Origin of the sequence: Pseudomonas sp. LAIL14HWK12:I10 (assembly GCF_900184205.1) — a bacterium.
In the GTDB taxonomy this organism is placed as follows: domain Bacteria; phylum Pseudomonadota; class Gammaproteobacteria; order Pseudomonadales; family Pseudomonadaceae; genus Aquipseudomonas; species Aquipseudomonas kermanshahensis.
Window position 1 is genome coordinate 277,719 of the sequence record NZ_FXWU01000006.1, and the last position, 23,079, is coordinate 300,797.

The 23,079-nt window shown below is 63.6% G+C and carries 18 protein-coding genes; 10 read left to right on the forward strand and 8 right to left on the reverse strand.

Annotation, left to right across the window (positions count from 1 at the left end):
- The first annotated feature begins 15 nt into the window (after positions 1-15).
- From QOS90_RS15865 to QOS90_RS15890, 6 genes are all read left to right on the forward strand, one after another.
- A complete protein-coding gene (locus QOS90_RS15865) occupies positions 16-1,110 on the forward strand; it encodes a hypothetical protein (RefSeq protein ID WP_027593869.1) in 1,095 nt (364 codons plus the stop codon).
- Positions 1,111-1,266: 156 nt separating this feature from the next.
- The gene (locus QOS90_RS15870; protein WP_085273252.1) at positions 1,267-1,962 is read left to right on the forward strand and encodes an SEL1-like repeat protein; all 696 of its coding nucleotides are present in this window, start codon (positions 1,267-1,269) and stop codon (positions 1,960-1,962) included.
- Positions 1,963-2,052: 90 nt separating this feature from the next.
- Complete coding sequence (locus QOS90_RS15875; RefSeq protein ID WP_085273251.1) at positions 2,053-2,754, forward strand: AzlC family ABC transporter permease; 702 nt, start codon at positions 2,053-2,055, stop codon at positions 2,752-2,754.
- Positions 2,751-3,065 carry an AzlD domain-containing protein gene (locus QOS90_RS15880; RefSeq protein WP_027593872.1) on the forward strand — a complete coding sequence of 105 codons (315 nt, stop codon included), beginning with the start codon at positions 2,751-2,753 and terminating at the stop codon, positions 3,063-3,065. The genes QOS90_RS15875 and QOS90_RS15880 overlap by 4 nt, the downstream gene beginning before the upstream one ends.
- The gene (locus QOS90_RS15885; RefSeq protein WP_085273250.1) at positions 3,062-3,895 is read left to right on the forward strand and encodes an AraC family transcriptional regulator; all 834 of its coding nucleotides are present in this window, start codon (positions 3,062-3,064) and stop codon (positions 3,893-3,895) included. The genes QOS90_RS15880 and QOS90_RS15885 overlap by 4 nt, the downstream gene beginning before the upstream one ends.
- A 76-nt stretch (positions 3,896-3,971) precedes the next feature.
- The gene (locus QOS90_RS15890) at positions 3,972-4,199 is read left to right on the forward strand and encodes a hypothetical protein (protein ID WP_027593874.1); all 228 of its coding nucleotides are present in this window, start codon (positions 3,972-3,974) and stop codon (positions 4,197-4,199) included.
- A gap of 35 nt (positions 4,200-4,234) precedes the next feature.
- On the opposite strand, the gene QOS90_RS15895 is transcribed toward QOS90_RS15890, so the two are convergent.
- The 5 genes from QOS90_RS15895 to QOS90_RS15915 form a co-directional block, all read right to left on the reverse strand.
- Complete coding sequence (locus QOS90_RS15895) at positions 4,235-4,723, reverse strand: copper chaperone PCu(A)C (protein WP_085273249.1); 489 nt, start codon at positions 4,721-4,723, stop codon at positions 4,235-4,237.
- Positions 4,723-5,331, reverse strand: coding sequence for an SCO family protein (locus QOS90_RS15900; RefSeq protein ID WP_027593876.1), 609 nt, complete (start codon positions 5,329-5,331; stop codon positions 4,723-4,725). The genes QOS90_RS15895 and QOS90_RS15900 overlap by 1 nt, the downstream gene beginning before the upstream one ends.
- A 214-nt stretch (positions 5,332-5,545) precedes the next feature.
- Entirely contained in the window at positions 5,546-6,130 is a 585-nt protein-coding gene (nfuA, locus tag QOS90_RS15905; RefSeq protein WP_012271640.1) for a Fe-S biogenesis protein NfuA, read from the reverse strand.
- A gap of 58 nt (positions 6,131-6,188) precedes the next feature.
- Complete coding sequence (locus tag QOS90_RS15910) at positions 6,189-7,223, reverse strand: acyltransferase family protein (protein ID WP_027593877.1); 1,035 nt, start codon at positions 7,221-7,223, stop codon at positions 6,189-6,191.
- 235 nt (positions 7,224-7,458) lie between these two features.
- Positions 7,459-9,798 (reverse strand): fatty acid cis/trans isomerase, encoded by a 2,340-nt coding sequence (locus QOS90_RS15915; protein ID WP_371918139.1) that lies wholly within the window; start codon positions 9,796-9,798, stop codon positions 7,459-7,461.
- A 136-nt stretch (positions 9,799-9,934) separates the two neighbouring features.
- Here QOS90_RS15915 and metH point away from each other — a divergent pair, with 136 nt between their 5' ends.
- The gene (gene metH, locus QOS90_RS15920; protein WP_027593879.1) at positions 9,935-13,642 is read left to right on the forward strand and encodes a methionine synthase; all 3,708 of its coding nucleotides are present in this window, start codon (positions 9,935-9,937) and stop codon (positions 13,640-13,642) included.
- A gap of 164 nt (positions 13,643-13,806) precedes the next feature.
- Entirely contained in the window at positions 13,807-14,025 is a 219-nt protein-coding gene (locus QOS90_RS15925) for a DUF2970 domain-containing protein (protein ID WP_085273248.1), read from the forward strand.
- 340 nt (positions 14,026-14,365) lie between these two features.
- Here QOS90_RS15925 and QOS90_RS15930 read toward each other — a convergent pair whose 3' ends face one another.
- The gene (locus tag QOS90_RS15930; RefSeq protein WP_085273247.1) at positions 14,366-15,442 is read right to left on the reverse strand and encodes an ABC transporter substrate-binding protein; all 1,077 of its coding nucleotides are present in this window, start codon (positions 15,440-15,442) and stop codon (positions 14,366-14,368) included.
- A gap of 215 nt (positions 15,443-15,657) precedes the next feature.
- Between QOS90_RS15930 and QOS90_RS15935 the strand changes: the two genes are divergently transcribed.
- Positions 15,658-17,310 carry a nitrite/sulfite reductase gene (locus QOS90_RS15935; protein ID WP_027593882.1) on the forward strand — a complete coding sequence of 551 codons (1,653 nt, stop codon included), beginning with the start codon at positions 15,658-15,660 and terminating at the stop codon, positions 17,308-17,310.
- Positions 17,294-17,788 carry a DUF934 domain-containing protein gene (locus QOS90_RS15940; protein WP_027593883.1) on the forward strand — a complete coding sequence of 165 codons (495 nt, stop codon included), beginning with the start codon at positions 17,294-17,296 and terminating at the stop codon, positions 17,786-17,788. The genes QOS90_RS15935 and QOS90_RS15940 overlap by 17 nt, the downstream gene beginning before the upstream one ends.
- Before the next feature lie 72 nt (positions 17,789-17,860).
- On the opposite strand, the gene QOS90_RS15945 is transcribed toward QOS90_RS15940, so the two are convergent.
- Together QOS90_RS15945 and QOS90_RS15950 are read right to left on the reverse strand one after the other, a co-directional pair.
- Entirely contained in the window at positions 17,861-21,166 is a 3,306-nt protein-coding gene (locus tag QOS90_RS15945) for an NEL-type E3 ubiquitin ligase domain-containing protein (RefSeq protein WP_256577395.1), read from the reverse strand.
- Positions 21,141-23,078, reverse strand: a complete 1,938-nt coding sequence (locus tag QOS90_RS15950) for a dermonecrotic toxin domain-containing protein (protein ID WP_256577394.1) — start codon at positions 23,076-23,078, stop codon at positions 21,141-21,143. The genes QOS90_RS15945 and QOS90_RS15950 overlap by 26 nt, the downstream gene beginning before the upstream one ends.
- Position 23,079: the final 1 nt, after the last annotated feature.

Genomic DNA, 23,079 nt, shown 5'->3' on the forward strand with positions numbered 1-23,079 from the left:
TCGCAAGGAGTGCCCATGAGATCGACCGACACGAGCACAGATGTTTTGGGCCTTCCTTCGCCGCTGCAACAGGACTACCAGCGCTTTCTGCAACTGGGCAGCCGCCGTGCGCCACACGCGCTGCACATCCACGAGAGCGGCTACCGCTCGGGCACCATCAACACCGATGCGCTCGGCCTGCGCTACAGCCACTGCGCCGGTAAGCGCTTCTCGGCCGCCGAGCGCGGCACGGCGCCGCGCATCAACCTGTTGGTCGGGGGCTCCACCGCCTTGGGCGTCGGCGCCAGCAGCGATGAGCACACGGTGGCTTCGCACCTGTCGATGCTGACCGGCGAGGTCTGGCTGAGCCTGGCAGGCTGCGGGCTCAATGCCGGCCAAGAGCTGCTGATGTTCCTGACTCACCAGCACCGCCTCGGCCAGCTCGGCCACGTGGTGGTGCTCAGCGGCCTCAATACCTTAGCCCATGAGGCCCTCTACGAAATCCTCGCCAGCCCCCGCGAGGCGCATCACGTCACAGGTTTTCAGGAAGCCTTGAACAGTTTCAGCGACGGCATGCCGCCTGCCGCAGCCCCCCGCCGACAATCGCTTTGGCGGCGCATCGGCCAAGCCTTGGCCGCGCCCCCTCCCGCGCCTCCAGCCGCCCAACCGCTGTCGCCCCCAGAAAAACGCCTGGCCCGCGCGGCCGACAGCATCGGCCGTACCCTGCGCCAGTGGGAGCGGCTGCTGGCAGACAGCCACGCCACCCTCACCTTCATTCTTCAGCCGCTGCTGCCCTGGTGCCGAGAAACCTTGCCAGCGGGCGAGCAAGCCATGCTGGCGGCGCTGGCGCGGCAGCCCGCGAACTTCGAGCGCCTGCTGGACGGGGTCTTCGACAGCCACTTGCACACAGCCTTCTTTCGCCGCATCAAAGACCAGGCCGACCCGGTAGCCTGCTATGACATGAACAGCATGCTCAGCAGCTCCCCCGTGTTTGGCGCCGACCTGTTCGTCGACCGCCTGCACCTCAACGACCTGGGCAACAACGCACTGGCCAAAGTCATTACCGCCAAGCTTGGCCTGGCCCAGGAAAAACACGCTCAGCGCAAGGTCACGCCTATCAAGCTCGTCTGACAGTTGCCCGCCGGTCTTCCGGCGAGGCCCCTTGGGTGGCTAGAATACGTCGTCGTTCCGACTCGCCCGAGGCGTACCTGTACCTGTGATGAACATCCAAGCCGTGCATCAACCACTGGCCGCCTGTCGTGACTGCCCGTCCCACGAGGCCTGCCTGTGAGTCGTGTGGCAACCCTGTCGCCGCTGGTGATCGCCTTGATGCCACTGGCCGCGCAAGCGCTCGACGTGCGCATCGACCCTCATGCCGACTTGCTCTACCGCCAGGCCCTGCCCTTGCTCGAGCAGGCCGACAGCCAGGACGACGGCGCCAGCTCGCTGCGCACTGCAGTGGGCAGCGACCCGGAGCTCACCCGCCAGGGCCAGGCCCTGGCGCACACCTTGCCCACCGCCGTGGCACTGCTGAAAAAGTCGGTGGAGCTTGGCCACCCCGTGGCCCAGTACCGGCTGGCGTTGTACTACATGACCTACCTGCCGGTGGCCCAGATCCCGGACGCTGCCTGCCCTTTGCTGGAGGCGAGCCTCAAGCAAGGCTTCGCCCCCCCGGCGCCGGCCATTGCCACCTGGTGCCCGCCCTACAACGCCAGCGCAGACTATCGCGCTGCGCTGGAGGCGATCCCAAGCATGGCCCCCCAATACGCCCCCTACTACCCACAGCCCACCCCACGACTGGCCTGCAACCGCAGCCAGCCGCAAGGCCTGAACATGCAGTGGGGGCGCCAGCGTGACTACCAGGCCGAGGTGTACCGGGTGTTGGCCGACCTTGACCCAGGGCATCGGCAAGCCTTGCTGCAGAAGGCCGTGGACATCAACGGATGCTCGACTGCGCAGCGCTGGTTGACCAGCCATCGATAGCGGCCAGTCGACAAACCAGCAAGATCGTTCAAGCCATGGCCCGCTTCACTCTGGCATGCTGCCCAACCGAGTACACGCGTTGCAGCCACCATGCCCCACAGCCCACACATCGCTCGCCAAGCCTTTGTTCATGGCGCCATCGCCATCCTCCCGCTTTCCCTGGCCGTCGCCCCCTGGGGCCTGCTGGCCGGCTCCATGGCCATCGAGGCCAACCTCAGCGCCTGGCAAGGCCAGGGGCTGTCGGCCATCGTCTTTGCCGGTGCCGCACAACTGGTGGCAATCGGCATGCTCAAGGGCGGCGCCAACCTGGCGTCGATCCTGCTCACCACCTTGCTGCTGACATCGCAGCACCTGCTGTACGGCCTGTCCATGCGCCCGTTGCTGTCGAACCAGCCGCTGCGCTGGCGGTTGGGCCTGGGCTTTTTGCTGACCGACGAGTTCTTTGCCCTGACCAGCCATTATGACCAGCAGCAGTTCAATCGCTGGTATGCGCTAGGCGTGGGCCTGACCTTCTACATCGCCTGGAACCTGTTCACCTTGGCAGGCATCGTCCTTGGCCAGAACATCCCGCACCTCGACCAGTTGGGCCTGGACTTCTCGATTGTCGCCACCTTCGTCGCCCTGATCGCGCCACTGGTGCGCAACCTGGCCACGGTGGTGTGCGTGGCCGTGTCGCTGTTCTGCTCGGTCCTGTTCAGTGCCTGGCACTGGGAAACTGCCCTGGTGGCCGCGGGCCTGCTCGGCATGGGCGCCGGCTTCATTTGCCAAAAGTGCTTTGGAGGCCGCGCATGACCTGGTTACTGATTTTCGCCATGGGCGCCATCGTGTTTCTCAATCGCTATGCGTTTCTTGAACCACGCCTGCCCTTGCGCCTGAGTTCCAATGCCCGCCAGTTTCTGGGCTTCGCGGTGCCGGGCATGCTCACCGCCATCTGCGGGCCGATCATTTTCATGCCTGACCACCAGTTGAACCTGAGCCTGCTCAACCCTTATCTGCTGGGCTCGGTGGTGGCCGTCGCCTTGGTGCTGTTGACCCGCAGTGTGTTGCTGAGCATGCTGGTGAGCATGTTGATCTTCTTCCTCCTGCGCAGCTGGCTGGCATGACCACGCCCCTGCGCGAGCAGACGCACCTGTGGCAGGCGCCGGCGCTGGGCGACGTCGAAATGCTGCACGCGCGGTATTTTCAACAGCGCTTCGCCCCGCACGTGCATGAAGGCTACGTGTTCACCGTGATCGAGTCGGGCGCCCAGCGCTTTTGGCATCGTGGCAGTGAACACCTGGCCCCGGTGGGCAGCATGGTGTTGATCAACCCCGACGAACTGCACACCGGCGCCACGGCCCACGAAGCCGGCTGGCGCTACCGCGGTTTCTACCCAGAACATGAGCGGGTAACGGGTGTGCTGGAGGAGCTGGAACTGGGCCGCCACGGCATGCCCACCTTCAAGGACAGTGTGATCCAGGACCCGGCCCTGGCGCTCGCCTTCAGCCAGCTGCACCAGTTATCCGAAGGCGCAGCCAGTGCCCTGGAACAGCAGACTGCCTGGCGCCATGCCGTGCTGGCCCTGGTGCAACGCCATGGGCAATGCGCCGAACCCGCTGCACCGGGCCATGAGCCGCAGGCAGTGGCCCGCGCCCGTGAACTGCTGGAGAGCCAGCTGGCCGACCCGCCATCGCTTGAAGCCCTGGCGGCGGCGGTCAACCTGTCACCCTTCCACTTCGCCCGGGTGTTTCGCCAGGCCACCGGCCTGCCGCCCCATGCCTGGCTCAAGCAACGGCGCCTGGCCCGTGCCCGTGAGTTTTTGAAACGCGGCCAGGCGGCTTCGGAGGTGGCGTTTGCGCTTGGGTTTGCCGACCAGAGCCACTTGAGCCGGCAGTTCAAGCAGGCCTATGGGGTAACCCCAGGCGCATACCGCAGCGCCTGCCTGCCAAGCTGACGCCCTGCGACACCCGGCCCCAGGCAAGCTTGCTGGCCACTGCTACACTGACAGGGCTGAATTGGAGGATCCTGCCATGTCCGAAAGAGAGCTCACCACCCTCATATCGCTGATGAACCAGCGTCAGGCCTGCCTGAGCAGTGCCTGCAAGGAGATTGCCGACTGGATCGACCGGCAGGGCGATGTGCCCGCCGCCGGCAAGATCCGCGCGAGTCTAAAGGCCCTGGAGGCCGACGAAGCCCAGGTACGCAAGACCTTGACCTCGCTGACCCTCGACAGGCCATTGCCGCGTTTTCGTAGCTGAATGAATTGGGGCCGCTATGCGCGGCCCCAGATGAATCAGTGTTTCATGTGCATGTGGTCATGCCCACCGCCTGCCTCGGCGTTGAGCGGACGCACTGGCGCTTGCACCTGCAGCTTTTCCTTGCCGCCCTTGGCATCTTCGATGACCAGGGTCAGTGGCACCTGCTCGCCTTCTTTCACCTGCTGGTTCAACCCCATCAGCATCACGTGCAGGCCGTTCGGGTCCAGGGTGACTGCTTTGCCAGCCGGCAACTCGACGGCCTTGACCTCGCGCATGCCCATCACGTCGCCGTTCATGGTCATTTCATGCACTTGCACGGTCTTTGCCACAGGCGATTCAACGCCAACCAGCTTGCTGTCGCTGCTGGCCGTGAGGGTCATGAAGGCACCGGTGGACTGCTGGTGCGGCACGCTGGCGCGGACCCAGGCATCACTCACGGTGGTCTGGGCCAGGGCTGGTAGGGCAAGGCCCAGCAGGGCGATGGCGGCCAGGCCGCGCTTGATCGGTTGCAGTGAAACAGCCATTAGCAAATCTCCATCAGGGTGACCAAGTCTTCAGCGCATTCCTTGGCATTCAGGGAATGGCCCAGGCTCAGGCGCAGGGTGCCACGCGTATCGTAAACGTAGCTGGTGGACGAATGAGAGATGGTGTAGGTATCACCGGCCGGGACCTTCTCGTAGAACACCTTGAACTCTTTGGCCACCTCGGCGATTTCTTCGGGGGTGCCCGTCAGCGCGGTGAACGAGGGGTCGAACGCTTTGACGTAGGCGTCGAGCACTTCGGGGGTGTCGCGCTCCGGGTCCAGGGTGATGAATACCACCTGGAACAAGTCACGGTCGCGGCCCCTGAGCAACTGCCTGATTTGCGCCGCCCGCGCCAGCGTGGTCGGGCAGACCGCCGGGCACTGGGTGAAGCCGAAGAAAATCATCGGCATGCTGCCGTAGAAACTCGACAGGGTACGCGGGTTGCCTTGGGGGTCCTTGAGGTTGAACTTGCGCCCAAGGATTTCGTTGCTCATGTTCTTGCCGTACTTGAACTCAAGACCCCGGGCCGGGCTGCAACCAGCCAGCAGGCCAAGCCCGAGAACGCCCATCCCGGCGACAACCGCGCGCCGGGTATACAGATCATTCATGGAACTATCCTTTACAGGCCATCCTTTACAGGAAAGGTACCGGCCCTTGGGACGGGCCAGCCGAAAAACCGGGGCATTCTTACATGACACCCCAAGTGCTTCTACCCGACGAAGGCGCAGATGGCCTGCAGCCCTTTGAATACGGGCTGCGGCCTGTTGTCGCAGGGGTTGAACTCGTAACAGTTTGTTGCTAAGGAAGCGGCGAACCCTGGTATCAGTAGTACGCGTTTTCCTTCTGGGTGTGGTCGGTCACGTCGCGCACACCTTTGAGCTCCGGAATACGCTCGAGCAGGGTGCGCTCGATGCCTTCCTTCAGGGTCACGTCGGCCTGGCCGCAGCCCTGGCAACCGCCGCCGAACTGCAGCACAGCGATGCCGTCGTCGACCACGTCCACCAAGCTTACCTGGCCGCCATGGCTGGCCAGGCCCGGGTTGATCTCGGTCTGCAGGTAGTAGTTGATACGCTCGTTGATCGGGCTGTCTTCGTTGACCATCGGCACCTTGGCGTTCGGCGCCTTGATGGTCAGCTGGCCGCCCATGCGGTCGGTGGCGTAATCGACCAGCGCGTCTTCCAGGAAAGGTACGCTGACTGCATCGAGGTAAGCGGTGAAGCTCTTCAGACCCACGGCGGTGTCGTCAGGCTTCTCTTCGCCCGGCTTGCAGTAGGCAATGCACGTCTCTGCGTACTGAGTGCCTGGCTGGGTGATGAAAATGCGGATGCCGATGCCGGGCGTATTCTGCTTGGAGAGCAGATCGGCCAGGTAATCATGGGCGGCGTCGGTAATGGTTATAGCGCTCATGGAAGTTCCTCACAGACTTGCGGCCAAGTGTACGCCAACCTGGCCCTTGTACAAAGTCCTAGTATTTGACTCGGGAAAGCGCATACGCCGGCGCCTGCCCCCGTGGCGCCGCCAGCCAGGCCTGCATTCGCCGGTACAGGCCGCGCTCCAGCCACTGGTAGCTGAACCACGACATTAGTCCAATGGACGGCACGCACAGCGCAAACACCAGGTACGGGTTCAGGTGCAGCCGCTGGCTGGCGAACCAGCCGGCATACAGCACCAGCACGTGAATCAGGTAGACCGAATACGAACAGTCGCCCAGCGCCTTGAGCAGCCGGTTACCCGCGAACAACGGCTCCAGGGAGACAAAGGCCAGCACCACCAGCGCGCTCGGCAGGCCCCAGTGCAGCAGGCGCTGGGAGGCGTCGAGGTGGTAGATGGCATACCCCGCCACCGCGAGCAACGCCAGGGGCGTCCAGATGCCCTGGCGGATCACACCGCGCCGATACAGCACACCCAGGCCGATGCCGAGCAGGAACTCATAAATGATGTCATTGTTGTAGAAGCGGCTGAGCACACCCAGCCGCCCCAGCACTTCACTCACCAGCAGCAGCGCGACGGTGACCAGCAGCAACTGATGGCGCTGGCGGACCAGGAATGCCAGGCCGAAGAGCAGGTAGAAGAACATCTCGAAGTTCAGCGTCCAGCCCACGTTCAAGGTCGGATAGAGGCCATACCCGCCGGGGTTTTCCGCAGGCACGAACAGCAGCGACAACAGCAGGTGGTGCCAGTCGAATTCCTGGTGCGGCATCCAGCGGCTGGCCGCCAGCAGCAGGCCCGCCATGACCAAGGTGTAGAACCAGTACGCCGGGACGATGCGCAGCACCCGGTTGAGCAGGAACTGGCGGGGTTCGATGGCTTTGTCGCGGGTGGAGAGGTAGATAACCAGGCCGCTGATGACGAAGAAGATGTCGACGCCGACAGCGCCCCGGTCGGTGAGCAGTTGGCCGATGGGCCCGCTGGCCTTGAAGTCGAAGAAGATCTGCATGAAATGGTGGCAGACCACCACCCAGGCGGCGAACGCCCGCAGTGCCTGAAGCGAATACAGCATGAAATACCCTGCGATTGCCGGTGCATTGAGGCCGCTGGCCGAATGCAGAGGCGAGCGCTACGCGCTCGTTCGCGGGTAAACCCGCTCCCACAGGTACTGCACCGGTCAAGAGGCCAGCGCTATCCCTGTGGGAGCGGGTTCACCCGCGAAGGGCTGCAAAGCAGCCCCCCTGCAATCGATCAAGACCACCCAACCTTTCCGACCGCAGTTGTTTCGGAAAGGTCAGGTTGACCGATCAGAGGTTCTCGTAGCGGTTCATGTCCAGCACACCCGCTTCCACCGGCTGGGTCTCCTTGATGTAGCTATTGAGGTCATGGAAGTACTGCCAGAACTGCGGATGGCTGCGGCGCACGCCCCAGCGCATGACGATGCGCTCGAATTTGCCAGCATCATCACGCGCATACTCCATGTCCTCGACAAACTCGGGCACGTCCTCGGCCGGAATGTTGAAGATGAAGTTCGGGTAGCTGCTGAGCACGCCCGGGTACAAGGTCAGGGTGTCCAGCCCAGGCTGATAGCGGTAGGCCTCACCCAGTAGGAAGGCAACGTTGCTGTGCGCACGGTTGCGCAGCAGGCTGTACACCTGGCGCTGGCCGCCCTGCCCTTCGATACGCAGCATCGTCGCCTCAGGCAGCTGGTTGATGACCTTGAGCCCGGCAGCCGGGCGCGACACCAGGCGGCTGAGCGACTGCTCGACATTGCGGAACGCTTCGTTCATCTGCGGCCGCGAGCAGTAAGCCCCCTGGCAGCGGTTGATCGGGTCAGGTGCCGCATTCAGGCTGCCGGTACGCTGCACCAGCTTGAGCCCGAAGTCGCGTTTTGGGTTCGCCGGGTCCAGCTTGATACCACTTGGGGTGTCAGTGTCGATGTCCTCGTAATCGAGCCACATCTTCACCTTGCCGCTGTTCTGATACCAGTCGCTGAGGATCGCGCCACGCTGGTCGGCCGGCATCAGGCGCAGGAAGTTGACCTCGGCGCCATTGCGGATCAGGTCGAAGTACAGGCGGGTCTGCAACTGGTGCGAAACGTTGCCGAACACATCGAAGTTGACGGCCAATTGGTAGTAGGTGCGCTCGAACAAGGGGTAGTCGAACAGCCACACGGTGAGCGGCACATCCCCGATCAGGCCCTTGGTCACCGAGGCGCTGTCGAAGTGACGGAAGATGCTCAGCAGTGCATTGTCGTTACCGGCCCACAGCGTCGACCAACCCGGCGCCGGCATTTCGGCATAGGCTTCGCGACGCAGTTTTTCGTATTCGTTGCGCTTGTCGCGGTAGGCATGCCAGAGGCCCAGCACACTGCCCACGTCGTCGATCTGGCCCGGCATGGCCAGCAGCGGCGTGGCCTCGCCACGGTACTGGGCATCGGTGATGTAGCGGTCGTGGGCCGGCTCCTGGAACAGCGCCCAGAAGTTGTCGCGGATCACGTCGGTTGCAATCTGCCCACGGCACACCGGGCCACGGATGAAGGTGCGCACGAAGTACTCGGCGTTATCCAGCATGAACTGGTAACGCGCCACCGCCGGGATCGCCTCGAAGGTCTCGAACGGGTTGGCCCGGTGGCGCGGGCCATAGCCTGGCAGCGCGGAGGCATGCCAGTCACCCGCGTAGAACAGTTGCTTGACCCGCTTGAGCTTCTGCGGCCCCATTGGGTAGGTGATGTGCGTCTTGTGCACGATCACACCCTGCACCGGCATCAGCCGGTAGTAGAAGTCGGTGCCTGGCGGGTCGTTGGGGCGTCGGGTCGCGATCACGTCGACCGGCTGGCCACTGGGCGTGCGGGAACGCACCCACTGGAAGAAGTGGCCCTGCTCGCCGCCGACGAAGTAGATGTGCGCAAGGAACAGGTGCTCATAAAGCCAACGGCCAACCAGCGCCTCGGTCGAACCCGGGCGGTTGAGCAGCTCTTCCCAGTCGGCGATCTGCTTGGCCTCGACCGCACTCGGCTGAATCGGCTGGTACTCCACCGGCGCGCCAGCCGCCAGCCAGCGTTGCAGGGTGGTGTACTCCTGGTCGGTCAGGCCGGTGACCGCCAGTGGCATGCCTTCTTTGGGGTGCGCGCCGGCGTAGGCGTCGAACTCATGGGGCAAAGGGCACATGTTGTTGCGGTTGATGCCCAGAACGATGTCCTCGGGCAGCTTGGCATTGGGCGTAAGCGGCGTCTTGTGCCCCAGCTCGAGCATGCGCGCCATCAGCGCGGCCTGGCTGCCCTGGCCGTCGAGCACCGAGTAGAAGCCCTTCTTGCGCCACTCGCCCTCGCTGTGGGCGTCGTAGAACAGCCGCGTAGTCGGCACCGCCGCGCTGCGGTCACCTTGGTACACCGGCACCTTGGTCGCTCCCCGCACCGCGCCCTCTGGGCTTTCCAGCTTGAGCTGGCAGGCCGCATCGTTGCAGGCATGGCAGGCCACGCACTTCTCGGTGAAAATCGGCTGGATATCCCGGGTGTAGGAAATAGCCGGGCTCGATTGGGCAGCCTGCCCGAAGGTCGCGCCACTGATGAGCAAGGCGAAAACGCCCGCCCAAGCACGAATACAACGATGCACCATGTGCGGAAAGTCCTGGTTCTTGAAAGCCATCACGATTGCCTGGTCGTCCTTGGGTGCTTGCGTGCCAACATGAGCTAAATTCATGCAAATGGGCAGTGCGCCTAAAAACCGCGCAGCTTTGTTATGATTCGGCACCTTCTGATATTCGCCCGACCAGGTAGTTCCTATGTCCGACCGCAGCGCTCGTCTCCAAGCACTCCAGCACGCACTCAAAGAGCGCATCCTGATCCTCGACGGCGGCATGGGTACTATGATCCAAAGTTATCGCCTCGAGGAACACGACTATCGTGGCACGCGCTTTGCCGATTGGCCAAGCGATGTGAAAGGTAACAACGACTTGTTGCTGCTTAGCCGCCCCGATGTCATCGCCGCGATCGAGAAAGCCTACCTGGACGCTGGCGCCGATATTCTCGAAACCAACACCTTCAACGCCACGCAGATTTCCCAGGCCGACTACGGCATGGAGTCGCTGGTCTACGAGCTGAACGTCGAAGGCGCGCGCATCGCCCGCCAGGTGGCCGACGCCAAGACCCTGGAGACGCCGGACAAACCGCGCTTCGTCGCCGGCGTACTGGGCCCGACCAGCCGCACCTGCTCGATTTCCCCGGACGTCAACGACCCCGGCTACCGCAACGTCACCTTCGACGAACTGGTAGAAAACTACATCGAGGCCACCCGCGGCCTGATCGAGGGCGGCGCTGACCTGATCCTGATCGAAACCATCTTCGACACCCTCAACGCCAAGGCCGCGATCTTCGCCGTGCAACAGGTGTTCGAGGATGACAACGTCGAACTGCCGATCATGATCTCCGGCACCATCACCGACGCCTCGGGCCGCACCCTGTCGGGCCAGACCACCGAAGCCTTCTGGAACTCGGTGCGCCACGCCAAGCCGATTTCCGTCGGCCTCAACTGCGCCCTCGGCGCCAAGGACCTGCGCCCGTACCTGGAAGAGCTGTCGACCAAGGCCGACACCCACGTCTCGGCGCACCCCAACGCCGGCCTGCCCAACGCCTTCGGTGAGTACGACGAAACCCCGGCCGAAATGGCCGCGGTGGTCGAGGAGTTCGCTGCCAGCGGCTTCCTCAACATCATCGGCGGCTGCTGCGGCACCACCCCAGGCCACATCCAGGCCATCGCCGAGGCGGTTGCCAAGTACAAGCCACGTGAGATCCCGGAGATCGCAAAGGCCTGCCGCCTGTCGGGTCTGGAGCCGTTCACCATCGACCGCCAGTCGCTGTTCGTCAACGTGGGCGAGCGCACCAACATCACCGGTTCCGCCAAGTTCGCCCGGCTGATCCGCGAAGAGAACTACACCGAAGCCCTGGAAGTGGCCCTGCAACAGGTCGAGGCCGGCGCCCAGGTGATCGACATCAACATGGACGAAGGGATGCTCGACTCCCAGGCCGCCATGGTCCGCTTCCTCAACATGATCGCTGGCGAGCCGGACATCTCCCGCGTGCCGATCATGATCGACTCCTCTAAGTGGGAAGTGATCGAGGCGGGCCTCAAGTGCATCCAGGGCAAGGGCATCGTCAACTCGATTTCCATGAAGGAAGGCGTCGAGCAGTTCAAGCACCACGCCCGCCTGTGCAAGCGCTACGGCGCCGCCGTGGTGGTGATGGCCTTCGACGAGGTCGGCCAGGCCGACACCGCCGCGCGCAAGAAGGAAATCTGCAAGCGCAGCTACGACATCCTGGTCAACGAAGTCGGCTTCCCGCCGGAAGACATCATCTTCGACCCGAACATCTTCGCCGTCGCCACCGGCATCGAAGAACACAACAACTACGCTGTCGACTTCATCGAAGCCTGCGCCTACATCCGCGACCACCTGCCCCACGCCTTGAGCTCGGGTGGTGTGTCCAACGTGTCGTTCTCGTTCCGCGGCAACAACCCGGTGCGTGAAGCGATCCACTCGGTGTTCCTGTTCCACGCCATCCGCAATGGCCTGACCATGGGTATCGTCAACGCCGGCCAGCTGGAAATCTACGACGAAATCCCGGCCGATCTGCGCAACAAGGTCGAGGACGTGGTGCTCAACCGCACCCCGGAAGGCACCGATGCCCTGCTGGCCATCGCCGACGACTACAAAGGCGGCGGCGCCACCAAGGAAGTCGAAAACGAAGCCTGGCGCTCGCTGCCGGTCGGCAAACGCCTGGAACATGCCCTGGTCAAAGGCATCACCGCGCACATCGTCGAAGACACCGAGGAGTGCCGCCAACAGTGCGCGCGCCCGATCGAAGTCATCGAAGGCCCGCTGATGAGCGGCATGAACGTGGTCGGCGACCTGTTCGGTGCCGGCAAGATGTTCTTGCCGCAGGTGGTCAAGTCGGCGCGCGTGATGAAGCAGGCCGTGGCACACCTGATCCCGTTCATCGAAGCCGAAAAAGGCGACAAGCCCGAAGCCAAGGGCAAGATCCTGATGGCCACGGTCAAGGGCGACGTGCACGACATCGGCAAGAACATCGTCGGCGTGGTGCTGGGCTGTAACGGCTACGACATCGTCGACCTGGGCGTGATGGTGCCGGCCGAGAAAATCCTGCAGACCGCACGCGACGAGAAATGCGACATCATCGGCTTGTCCGGCCTGATCACCCCGTCGCTGGACGAGATGGTCCACGTTGCCCGCGAAATGCAGCGTCAGGGTTTCAACCTGCCGCTGATGATCGGGGGCGCGACCACCTCCAAGGCGCACACGGCGGTGAAGATCGAACCCAAGTACAGCAACGACGCGGTGATCTACGTCACCGACGCTTCGCGCGCCGTCGGCGTCGCGACCCAATTGTTGTCCAAGGAGCTCAAGCCCGGCTTCGTCGAGAAGACCCGCCAGGATTACGTCGAAGTGCGCGAGCGCACCGCCAACCGCAGTGCCCGCACCGAGCGCCTGAGCTACGCCAAGGCCATCGCGGCCAAACCGCAGTATGACTGGGCAAGCTACCAGCCAGCCGTGCCCACCTTTACCGGCGTCAAGGTGCTGGAAGACATCGACCTGCGCACCCTGGCCGAGTACATCGACTGGACGCCGTTCTTCATCTCCTGGGACCTGGCCGGCAAATTCCCGCGCATCCTCACCGACGAAGTGGTCGGCGAGGCCGCGACGTCGCTGTACAAGGACGCCCGCGAGATGCTCGACAAACTGATCGACGAGAAGCTGATCAGTGCCCGCGCCGTGTTCGGCTTCTGGCCGGCCAACCAGGTCGCCGATGACGACATCGAGGTCTATGGCGATGACGGCCAGCCCCTGGCCACCTTGCACCACCTGCGCCAGCAGACCATCAAGCCTGACAACAAGCCAAATTGGTCGCTGGCCGACTTCGTCGCACCCAAAGACAGCGGCGTCACCGACTACGTCGGCGGCTTTATTACCACCGCGGGCATCGGCGCCGAGGAAGTGGCCAAGGCCTACCAGGACAAGGGCGATGACTACAGCTCGATCATGGTCAAGGCCTTGGCCGACCGCCTGGCCGAAGCCTGCGCCGAATGGCTGCACGAGCAGGTGCGTAAAGAGCACTGGGGTTACGCCCGCGACGAGCACCTGGACAACGAAGCGTTGATCAAGGAGCAGTACAGCGGCATCCGCCCTGCCCCCGGCTACCCGGCCTGCCCGGACCACACCGAGAAAGAAACCCTGTTCCGCCTGCTCGACGGCACGGCCATTGGCGAGACAGGCCCAAGCGGCGTGTTCCTGACCGAACACTTTGCGATGTTCCCGGCGGCGGCGGTCAGCGGCTGGTACTTTGCCCACCCGCAGGCGCAGTACTTTGCCGTGGGCAAGGTCGACAAGGACCAGATCGACAGCTACAGCGCGCGTAAAGGCCAGGAGGTTAGCGTGAGTGAGCGTTGGTTGGCGCCGAACCTTGGGTACGACAGCTAAGACCGTTCTAGCCTGACTGGCCTCTTCGCGGGCAAGCCCGCTCCTACAGGGATTTGCTCGCCCCTCCTGTGGGAGCGGGCTTGCCCGCGAAGAGGCCAGCAAAGCCAACACCCCTTCCATTGCCTACACTGTCCCTGATTGCCTCCGAATACCCAGGAGCCCCCATGGACGACTCAAGCCAAGGCAAGCCCCCCACCTTCTGGCAAATGCTGCACAGCATCCTCGCCGCCGCCTTCGGTGTGCAGAGCGGCAAGAACCGCGCACGCGATTTCACCCACGGCAAAGCCAGCCATTTCATTGCGATGGGTACCGTGTTCACCCTGCTGTTCATTCTGATACTGATCGGCCTGGTGCAATTGGCCATGCACCTGACCGCGCGTTGAGCCCATGAAAACGCCTGCGGGAATCCCTCCCGCAGGCGTCTTGGCTGCATCACGGTCTGAATGGAAGTCTACTGGTGGCTGACCCAATACACGGCGGTGACCACCACCAGGACGATCAAGCAAAGAATCGCCCAGGCATCGACACTGCTGTCAGCTTTGCGGACCTTGGTTGAGTTTCCCATTGCATTGCCTCTTGTTGTGGTTATGGGAATGCACTTCACCTCCAGCAGTTAAGACGAGCAATGCCCTTTCCTCAAGCAAGGTCTTTTGTCCGGCGACGGGCGATGCTCAGGCGTTGGCAAGGCCTGCATCCCGCCAACGCCGCCGAGTGGCAATGCGTTCAGTAATCCATCGGTGCGGTCAGAAACGGGTACGTGTAGTCAGCCGGGCGCCCTTCAGCGCTGTAGGGCTGAAAATCGACACCATGATCAGCCTGCTCGAGCAACTTGAGCCAGCGTCGCGCCTTTGCCTGATCAATCGACTGCAGCGCGGGCACGCTGTGCTCACGCAGGCCATCGCGATTGACCACCAGCCCGCGCGCATCGTCGTGCAGCATGACCATGGCCCAGCCGCCCAAAGTGAAGTGCCCACCCATCAACACCCCAAGGCGCCCGTCGACCCGCGCCCGCAACGCCTCGGGCGAACTGTTGACGGCGCTGAACACGGCATCGCGCCCTGGCATGCGCCCAGCCGCCTCGAATGCCTGCATGGCGCCGAAGGCCATCTCATCGTTGGCCGACCACACAAGCGTGGTGTTCGGGTAACGCTGCAGCAACACACGCGCCTGCTCGAAGGCGCGCTCACGGCTCCAGCCGCCATACACCACCTGGCGCAGGCGCACCTGAGGGAAGTCGGCCAATGCGCGGCGCATGCCCGCTTCACGCTGTTGCGAGGCCGGTGTGGTTTTGACCCCAGCGAAGGCCACCAGGTCCACCGGCCCGTCAGTGCGCGGGAGCAAGGCAACCATCTGGTGCAGCATCAGGTAACCGGCCTGCTCGTCGTTGGTGGTCAGCGTGCCCAGCACCTGGGGGTACTTCTCGGGCTGCGCCTCGATGCTTTGTGCCTGGCTGGCCGTCAGCCCGTTGTTGACCAGAAACAGCTTGACCCCGGTCCCCTTCGACAGGCGGATGATTTCCGGCGCCACATACTGTTCGTTGACCAGCACCAGATAGTCCGGCCGCTGCGGGCCCTTGAGCAGCGCCCGTGCCTGGCTCAGCGTTCGCTCGGCATTGCGCTCGCTGTACTCGACCCGCAGCGTCATGCCCAGGTCGTCAGCCGCGGCCTGCATGAAGCGCGCATAACTGACCCAAAATGTCTCGGTGGACAAGCCTGGGTTAAGGAACACGACGGAAGCAGCCTGCGCATTGGCTGCCAACGGCAGGCTCAGGCACAAGCTTTGGCAAAGCGCCTTGAGCATGCGGTAACACCCCTTGCAACAAACCCGCGAGTATAAACCCACGGCACACGCGGACGAACAAATGCCAGTCAGTCTCACTTAGTTCGTTTGGTTCTTTTCATATGCAAAAACATCACTTTAGCGCATAAACACACTCTGATATCGTTCCCCAGCTCCGAACCGGAGTGCGCGGCCGTGCGCGCGAATAGCTGCATGCAGCCTGAGACAGGACTTTTATGTACGTATACGACGAGTACGATCAGCGGATCATCGAGGACCGCGTCAAGCAGTTCCGTGATCAGACCCGCCGCTACCTGGCCGGGGAGCTGAGCGAAGAAGAATTCCGCCCTCTGCGCCTGCAGAACGGCCTTTATATCCAACGTTTCGCCCCGATGCTGCGTGTCGCCGTGCCTTATGGCCAGCTGAACGCGCGCCAGGTCCGCACACTGGCCAAGATCGCTCGCGACTACGACAAGGGCTACGCCCACATTTCCACCCGCCAGAACGTGCAGTTCAACTGGCCGGCGCTGGAAGACATCCCAGACATCCTCGCCGAGCTGGCCACCGTGCAGATGCACGCGATCCAGACCAGCGGCAACTGCCTGCGCAACACCACCACCGACCAGTTCGCCGGTGTTGCCGCAGATGAAATCATCGACCCGCGCCCTTGGTGCGAGATTGTCCGCCAGTGGACCACCTTCCACCCGGAATTCGCCTACCTGCCGCGCAAGTTCAAGATCGCCATCAACGGCTCGAAAGAAGACCGCGCGGCCATCGAAGTGCACGATATCGGCCTGGAGCCGGTGCGTAACGCAGCGGGCGAGCTGGGCTTCCGTGTGCTGGTTGGCGGCGGCCTGGGGCGTACCCCGGTGGTCGGCTCGTTCATCAACGAGTTCCTGCCTTGGCAGGACCTGATCAGCTACCTGGACGCCATCCTGCGCGTGTACAACCGTTACGGTCGCCGTGACAACAAGTACAAGGCGCGGATCAAGATCCTGGTCAAGGCGCTGACGCCTGAAGTGTTCGCCGAAAAGGTCGAGGCCGAAATGGTCCACCTGCGCGGCGGCAACAGCACCCTGACCGAAGAGGAAGTACAGCGTGTTTCGCGCCACTTCGTCGACCCGGACTACCTGGCCCTGGACAACGTCGACTACAGCGCCCAAGACGCCGAAGCCCCAGGTTTTGCCCGCTGGCGCTCGCGCAACACCCGCGCCCACAAGCGCCCTGGCTATGTGGCCGTGACCTTGTCGCTCAAGCCCACCGGCGTTGCCCCTGGCGACCTGACCGACAAGCAGCTGGACGCCGTGGCGGACCTCGCTGAGCGCTACAGCTTCGGCTTCCTGCGCACCTCGCACGAGCAGAACATCATCCTCGCCGACGTTGAGCAGCGCCAGCTGCACGCCCTGTGGCTGGAGCTGCGCGAAGGTGGCTTTGCCACGCCGAACATCGGCCTGCTGACCGACATCATCTGCTGCCCGGGCGGTGACTACTGCTCGCTGGCCAACGCCAAGTCGATCCCGATCGCCGAATCCATCCAGCGCCGTTTCGACGACCTGGACTACCTGTTCGACATCGGCGAGATCGACCTGAACATCTCCGGTTGCATGAACGCCTGCGGCCACCACCACGTGGGCCACATCGGCATCCTCGGCGTGGACAAGAAAGGCGAGGAGTTCTACCAGGTGTCCCTCGGCGGCAACGCTGCGCGTGACGCGAGCCTGGGCAAGATCCTCGGCCCATCCTTCGCCCAGGACGCCATGGCCGATGTGATTGAAAAGCTGATCGCCGTGTACGTAGAGCAGCGTACCGAGGAAGAGCGTTTCATCGACACCTACCAGCGTATCGGCATCGACCCCTTCAAGGAACGCGTCTATGCAGCGAATCATTAAGAACAACGAGATCGTCGACGAAACCTGGCACCTGCTGCCCAAGGAAACGTCGTTCGACGAGTTGACCAACTGCGACGACTACATCGTCCCGCTGCAACTGTGGCGCGACCATGCCCACGTGCTCAAGGCCCGCGACGGCGGCCTGGGTATCTGGCTGGACAGCGACGAAGAAGCGGAAGAGATCGGCGAAGACGTGCAGCACTTCCAGGTCATCGCCTTGAACTTCCCGGCTTTCACCGACGGGCGCAGTTACTCCAACGCGCGCCTGCTGCGTGACCGCTACAAGTTCACCGGTGAGCTGCGCGCCATAGGCGACGTGCTGCGCGACCAGCTGTTCTTCATGGCCCGTTGTGGCTTCGATGCGTTTGCCATCCGTGCCGACAAGGACCCGGAAGACGCACTGCAAAGCCTGAAGGACTTCTCGGTGACCTACCAGGCCGCCGCCGACCAGCCGCTGCCGCTGTTCCGCCGCCGCTGATCTTCATCGCCCCCGGCCCGCGCTCTGGCGGGTCAGGGGCGTTGTTGTACACCCCTCTTCACCCGCCGCCCGTCAGCCCCTGCGCCCCGGTGGCTTCCTGGTCACGCTCACCTCCCCCGCTTCTGCCGCCCGCGCCCACTCGGCTTGCAGACGCCCCAGCGCATTGCGCACCCGCGCCATGACCGCCTCGCTTAAGTGGTTCTGCTCAAGATTTACAGTCTCCGGATGCGCCTCTATCCAGCCGAGTGCCTCCTCGCTCAATGCCGCGATACGGTTGCCACGCAAGTCCACGACCATGTCGGGATGACGCTGCAGCAACGCCAGGGGCACACTGCGCAAGCCGGTTGCGCGTAATGACAGATAGCGCAGTTGCACGTTGTAGTGCAGCCTCGGCGCCATACCCAACGGGTTACCCTCCAGGCTCAGGACTTGCAACCGGGAGAACCATTCCAGTCGCAACTCGCTTTGGGCGTCCAAAACAATCGCGTTGTCGCGCAAATCCAGACGGGTCAAGCGGCCGAGGCCATTCAGTTGCTCCGGCACGCGGGTCAGCCGATTGGCACTGAGGTTCAGGATGCTTAGCCGGGCAAGGTTGCCAAGGCTGCGTGGCACATCGCTCAGCAGGTTGCCACCCAGCTGCAGGTTTTCAAGGTTCGACAGTTGCCCTGCGCGGTCATCCAGCACAGCCATTTGATTGAAAGAAAGGTCGAGACTGGCCAGATGCTCCAACTGCTCGATACCGGCCGGCAACTCGCCAAACTGATTGCCACTGAGGTCCAGGTCCGTCAGTTGCCTGGCATTGCCCAAGCCGTCCAAGGTCTCGAGCAGATTACCCCCCAGATTCAACCTGCGCAGGCGCGGCAAATGCTCAAGCCCCTCGAAGGCCGAGAGCTGATTGCCTGAGAGGTCGACATCCTCCAGGTTGGGGAAGCGCCGCAGGAAGTCGCCGCTCAGTGTGGCAATCTGCTGGTTACGCAGGGACAACGCGCGCAGGCGTTCAAACAGGATGCCGGCCGGCAGATCAGGAAGCGAACTGACTGCCAGCCCATCGACGGATGAGCCCAAAGACGGCAGTTCATCTCGGTAATTTGCCTGCCAGGCTTCGCGCAACACACCGGCGATGTAGGACCGCGCAGCATATTCCGGTTCACTGGGTTGCCCGCGCCACGCCTCGAAGCTGTGTTCAAGCTGCCGCGACAAATGCGCATAGGCAAGGGAACCGGGCCCATGCGGGGGTTCAAGCCGATACCAGGTCCACGGGTTGCCACGCGCAAGGGTCAGCGTGAGTACCTGCTCCTCTTCCCTGCGCTGGGCAACAATTGCATTGACCGGCCCACTTGGCGCATGGTCCTGGCCCGGCTCTGGCACCAGCGCGGCCAAACGCGCACCATACCTGCGGCGTATGGCTGCAAACTGCGCGCTGTATTCGACCCGCACGTGGTCCTGCCAGAACGTCTGCTGCACCAGGAACTGGCTGAGCGCCTCTGGCGTCTCGGCCCGGTGTACGGCAGCCTCGGCCTCGGCCAGGTCCCCCAGCGTTACGGTATCGACGTGCTGAAGGTCCAGGTAGGTCGGTTGGCCATAGAGGCTCAACGGCTCTGCAAGCCCCACCCGGAATGCCAAGTAGATTTCGTCCTGATCAAGTTGGCCTGGCCGCCCTTGCAAGCGTTCGATGTGCCGCGCGGCAAAGCGGTCGACCTGATCGAGCCGAAACAGCTCACGGCCGAGGTTGCGTAACTCACGCTCGACCCGCCGGCCTCGCAGGCCATCGGTGCGCAGCGCGACCTGCAGCCTCACGATCAGCACATCCAGGTCGGCCCGCCCGCGCGGCATGGCGGCCTGCTCGAACACTGCACGCCGCACGTGGGTATGGTGAAACATGGCATTGAGCAATTCACCGACACGACGCCGCATACCCTGCGCTTGCCGGGTAAAGTCTTCTGAGTGCAGCAGTTCTGCGAGGTACCCAAAGAACGCATCGCTGTCGGCTTCGGCGCTTAGCGCTTCCCATTGCCCGCGACGACGGGCGGCTTCCGCCTCGCTCAGCCCCTCGAACCACTGTTCATGCTCATTTACCCTTTCCACGACTGGCGCGGGCGGGGCAACATTTACACGCTCAAGCGCAACCGGAGACAACGGGTTGCCGTGTAAACGCACGCTGTCGGGGTTGGCCCGCAGCAAGGCGGCCTGCGCCTCACTGACGTCAACGATGCGATTGTGACTGAGATCGACCCATTCAAGGTTCGCCATGTGCGAGGTATCGGGTATGGCTGTCAGCCGGTTTCGCGACAGGTCCAGTTGGCTCAGCCGCGGGAAGCGGGCGAGAAAATCGGCGTTGACCGCCGTCAGCTCAAGGTTGCGCAGCGTCAACGCGGTCACATGATCAAAATTCACCGCCGGCGGAAGGTCGGGCAGGCTGCCCAACCGTGTGCCGTCAAGGACCAGTATGGGGTTGCCACTGGCATCACGTACGCGTCGCTGCCAGGCATGCCGAATGCGCCGTGCCACGCGCGTGCGCCTGATCAACTGTATCGGCCCGGACGATTGCCGGCGCCAGCGCCCTAACGCCTGATCCAGTGCACGCAGCGCTTCGCACAGTTGCAGGTAGTAGCTCCAGGGCGTCAGCCCCTGCTCACGGGCGGTATTCGTGAAGGCTTCAAGGGCGCTGTCATCGTAATCGGGGAACAGCCGCTGAATACCCCGGCGCAGTGCGCGATTGCTGCTTTCGCCACGCCCACTCAGGGGGTAGCCCAGGCGACCATCGCCCAGCCGCACCGGTGGCCGAAAGCCCAGCCCGACCGGCGCCATGCCGAGCAGGGTGGCGGCCTTGTCGCGATGCTCGCTGGCCCACTTCGACAAGGCATCGGCCAGTGCCTGCGGGGACTCGCTGGCTTCACCCAGCGCCCGACGCTGCCACGGGTCGAGCTGCAGCAACAGCGCCTGGAACAGGCTGTCCTCGGCATTGGCCGTGGGCAAGGGGCGCCCGTAGGCATCCAAGGCTTGATAGCCCTTGGCAGTTCTGAGCACGCTGCGCACTTCAGTGGCGGCCTGGGCACCCGCCCAGGCGGTCCGCTCGCCGGTCAGCGTGCCGCTGCGCAGCTCTATGCGTACAGCTCGCCAGGGCGCCCGGTCGGCAATCAAGGCCAAGGCCAGTTGCTCGCTGTCGCGATTGAGCGCTGCCGCTTGCAGCAGGCCGGCACAGGCGCGGTCCAGGCGCGCATCCCGCAGGTACCAGCGCGCCTGTTCGGCCAAGGCCAGTGGTACGCGCTGGCGTGCTTGCAGGTGCTCGACCTGCGCCTCGGTAGCGTGCTCGATGATCTCCCGCGCCCCGCTTACCGTGAGCCCGGGGAAGTCACGCTGCAACAGGGCTTCGTCCACCGTGGGGGGGCGCTTGCTGCGCCTGCAGATGACGCTCGAAGCCTTCGTCCCGCAACCAGGGCAACTGGTCATGCAGTTGATAACGCTGCACGGCATCCAGCAGCCGCGCGGGGGGCGGTGCGTGCTCTACATGCAGCCGGCGCAGTCGGGCCTCGTCGAGCCCGGTTGCGCGCAACACTTTATGGGCCACCTGGTCATCGAGGTGCGCCAGGTCATGGCCCAGGTCGCGCAACAATTGAGCACTCCCCTGCCACTCGTGGGGGCATTCGAGTTCATGCTGCCAGCCGCCGGCATCATTGCCCTCAAGCAAGGGCGCATAGGCATCGGCGTGGACAGGGTGGCGTATGCGCCGTTGCTGCGATTCAGCGTCCAGCTCGGTCAAGTGCCTTGCTACCGGTGTACGCAGGTACTCTCGCCCCTCTGCCACGGTCAGTTGCCCCACAGCGCCTGGCCCCTCGACGGCATACCCGGGGAGCTCGGGGTCGCACAGTTTCAACCCGTGCGGACCTGCCAGCACGGGGACCCATTCATCGACCACGGCTGCACGGGCCAAGCGATGCGAGGCTGCACCCGCGCCGACATTGGCGGCTGTCATGATCACGGTCTCGGCCACCGCATAGGCATGCTCCAGTGCGCCCTGCCGGTCACCCAGCTGCCAATCGGCATACCCCTCGTACACCTCGTCCGCCACCTGCAGCGCTGTGATGCCCAACAACGGCAACGCCAGCACCGGTAAGGCGAAACTCGCCAAGCCCAGTGCATCGAGGGCAAAGCTCAGGTAGAAGTGCAAACGCCGATCCCGCGCCTGGGCATCCACAGCGGCGGTGGGGACGGCATGCACTTTGGCGTTGTCCAGCAGGGTATCGATCTGCTGCTTGCGCAAGTGCTCGAACAACGGCAGCTCGATCGCCTCGTGGCGGCCGTCGAGCTGAACAGGTGCATTTTGGCCCGCACGTTTCAACGCGTTGTCCAGGGCTCGCGTGTAGGCTTCTCGGTCTCGCTCACCGATGAACCGCTGGAAGAACTCGACGTACTTCGGCAAGCGGAATTGTTTGCCCAACGTTAGGAACAGCGAGTCCCAGGAGGCGAACCAGGTCAATGGGCCGTGAGGGTCATCGGGGATCCAACACAGCACGCCGTCCTGGCCAGCATGACGGACCTGAAAGGCCACGGCCCCTCGCACCCACTGGCCAAACACCCTGATTTGTCGCGGCTCGAACCCGGCAATCGCTGACTTTGTCGCGACCATGGCCACCAGCGGCGCACACTGCTCACAGGCATGCGCCACAATCTCTCCATTGACCAGCGACTGTCGCAGGGCAGCCTCCAGGCTTGCGCGAAAGCCCTCCTCCATCAACGCTTCGATGTGCCGGCCAGCCTCCCCGCCTGGGGTCAACTGCCCCCGCAGGTAAGCCTGGTATTGGCCACCCAGGTCGAGCGAGCGGCACAGCAAGGTGAAGGCCCTTGGCGAAAGCCCGAGAGTTTGCCCCTCGCTGTCCAATACCGCACTCCCCTGCATGAGCCCAGTGGCGAGGGTTTCGCCCTCGGTGAAGTTGTGCAGCGCCGACTGCAGCAGGCTGTGCTGGTAGACCTGCGTTTTGACCCCATCTGGGATCTGGGCAACGAACGACGGAAAGCGCTGCAAGGTTCTGCGCCGCAGCGTGGCCTGGCGTACATCGAGTGTCAGCGAGTGTTGTTCCCGCAATGCGTGTTGCAGCAACGGCGCGGCAAACGCATCCAATGGCGTGATCCGCGCCAGCAAACCGTGCAGCTCATGCTGCACCTGCTGCTGCCAGCGCTGGCTTTCGTGCAGGGCGTAGAGGGTCTCCAGTGATGCCGCTGTGAGCCAAGCAGGCAAACGGCTGGCGATCAGGGCGTCGGTGGAATCGCTGGCAAAGGGTAGATCTGGCATC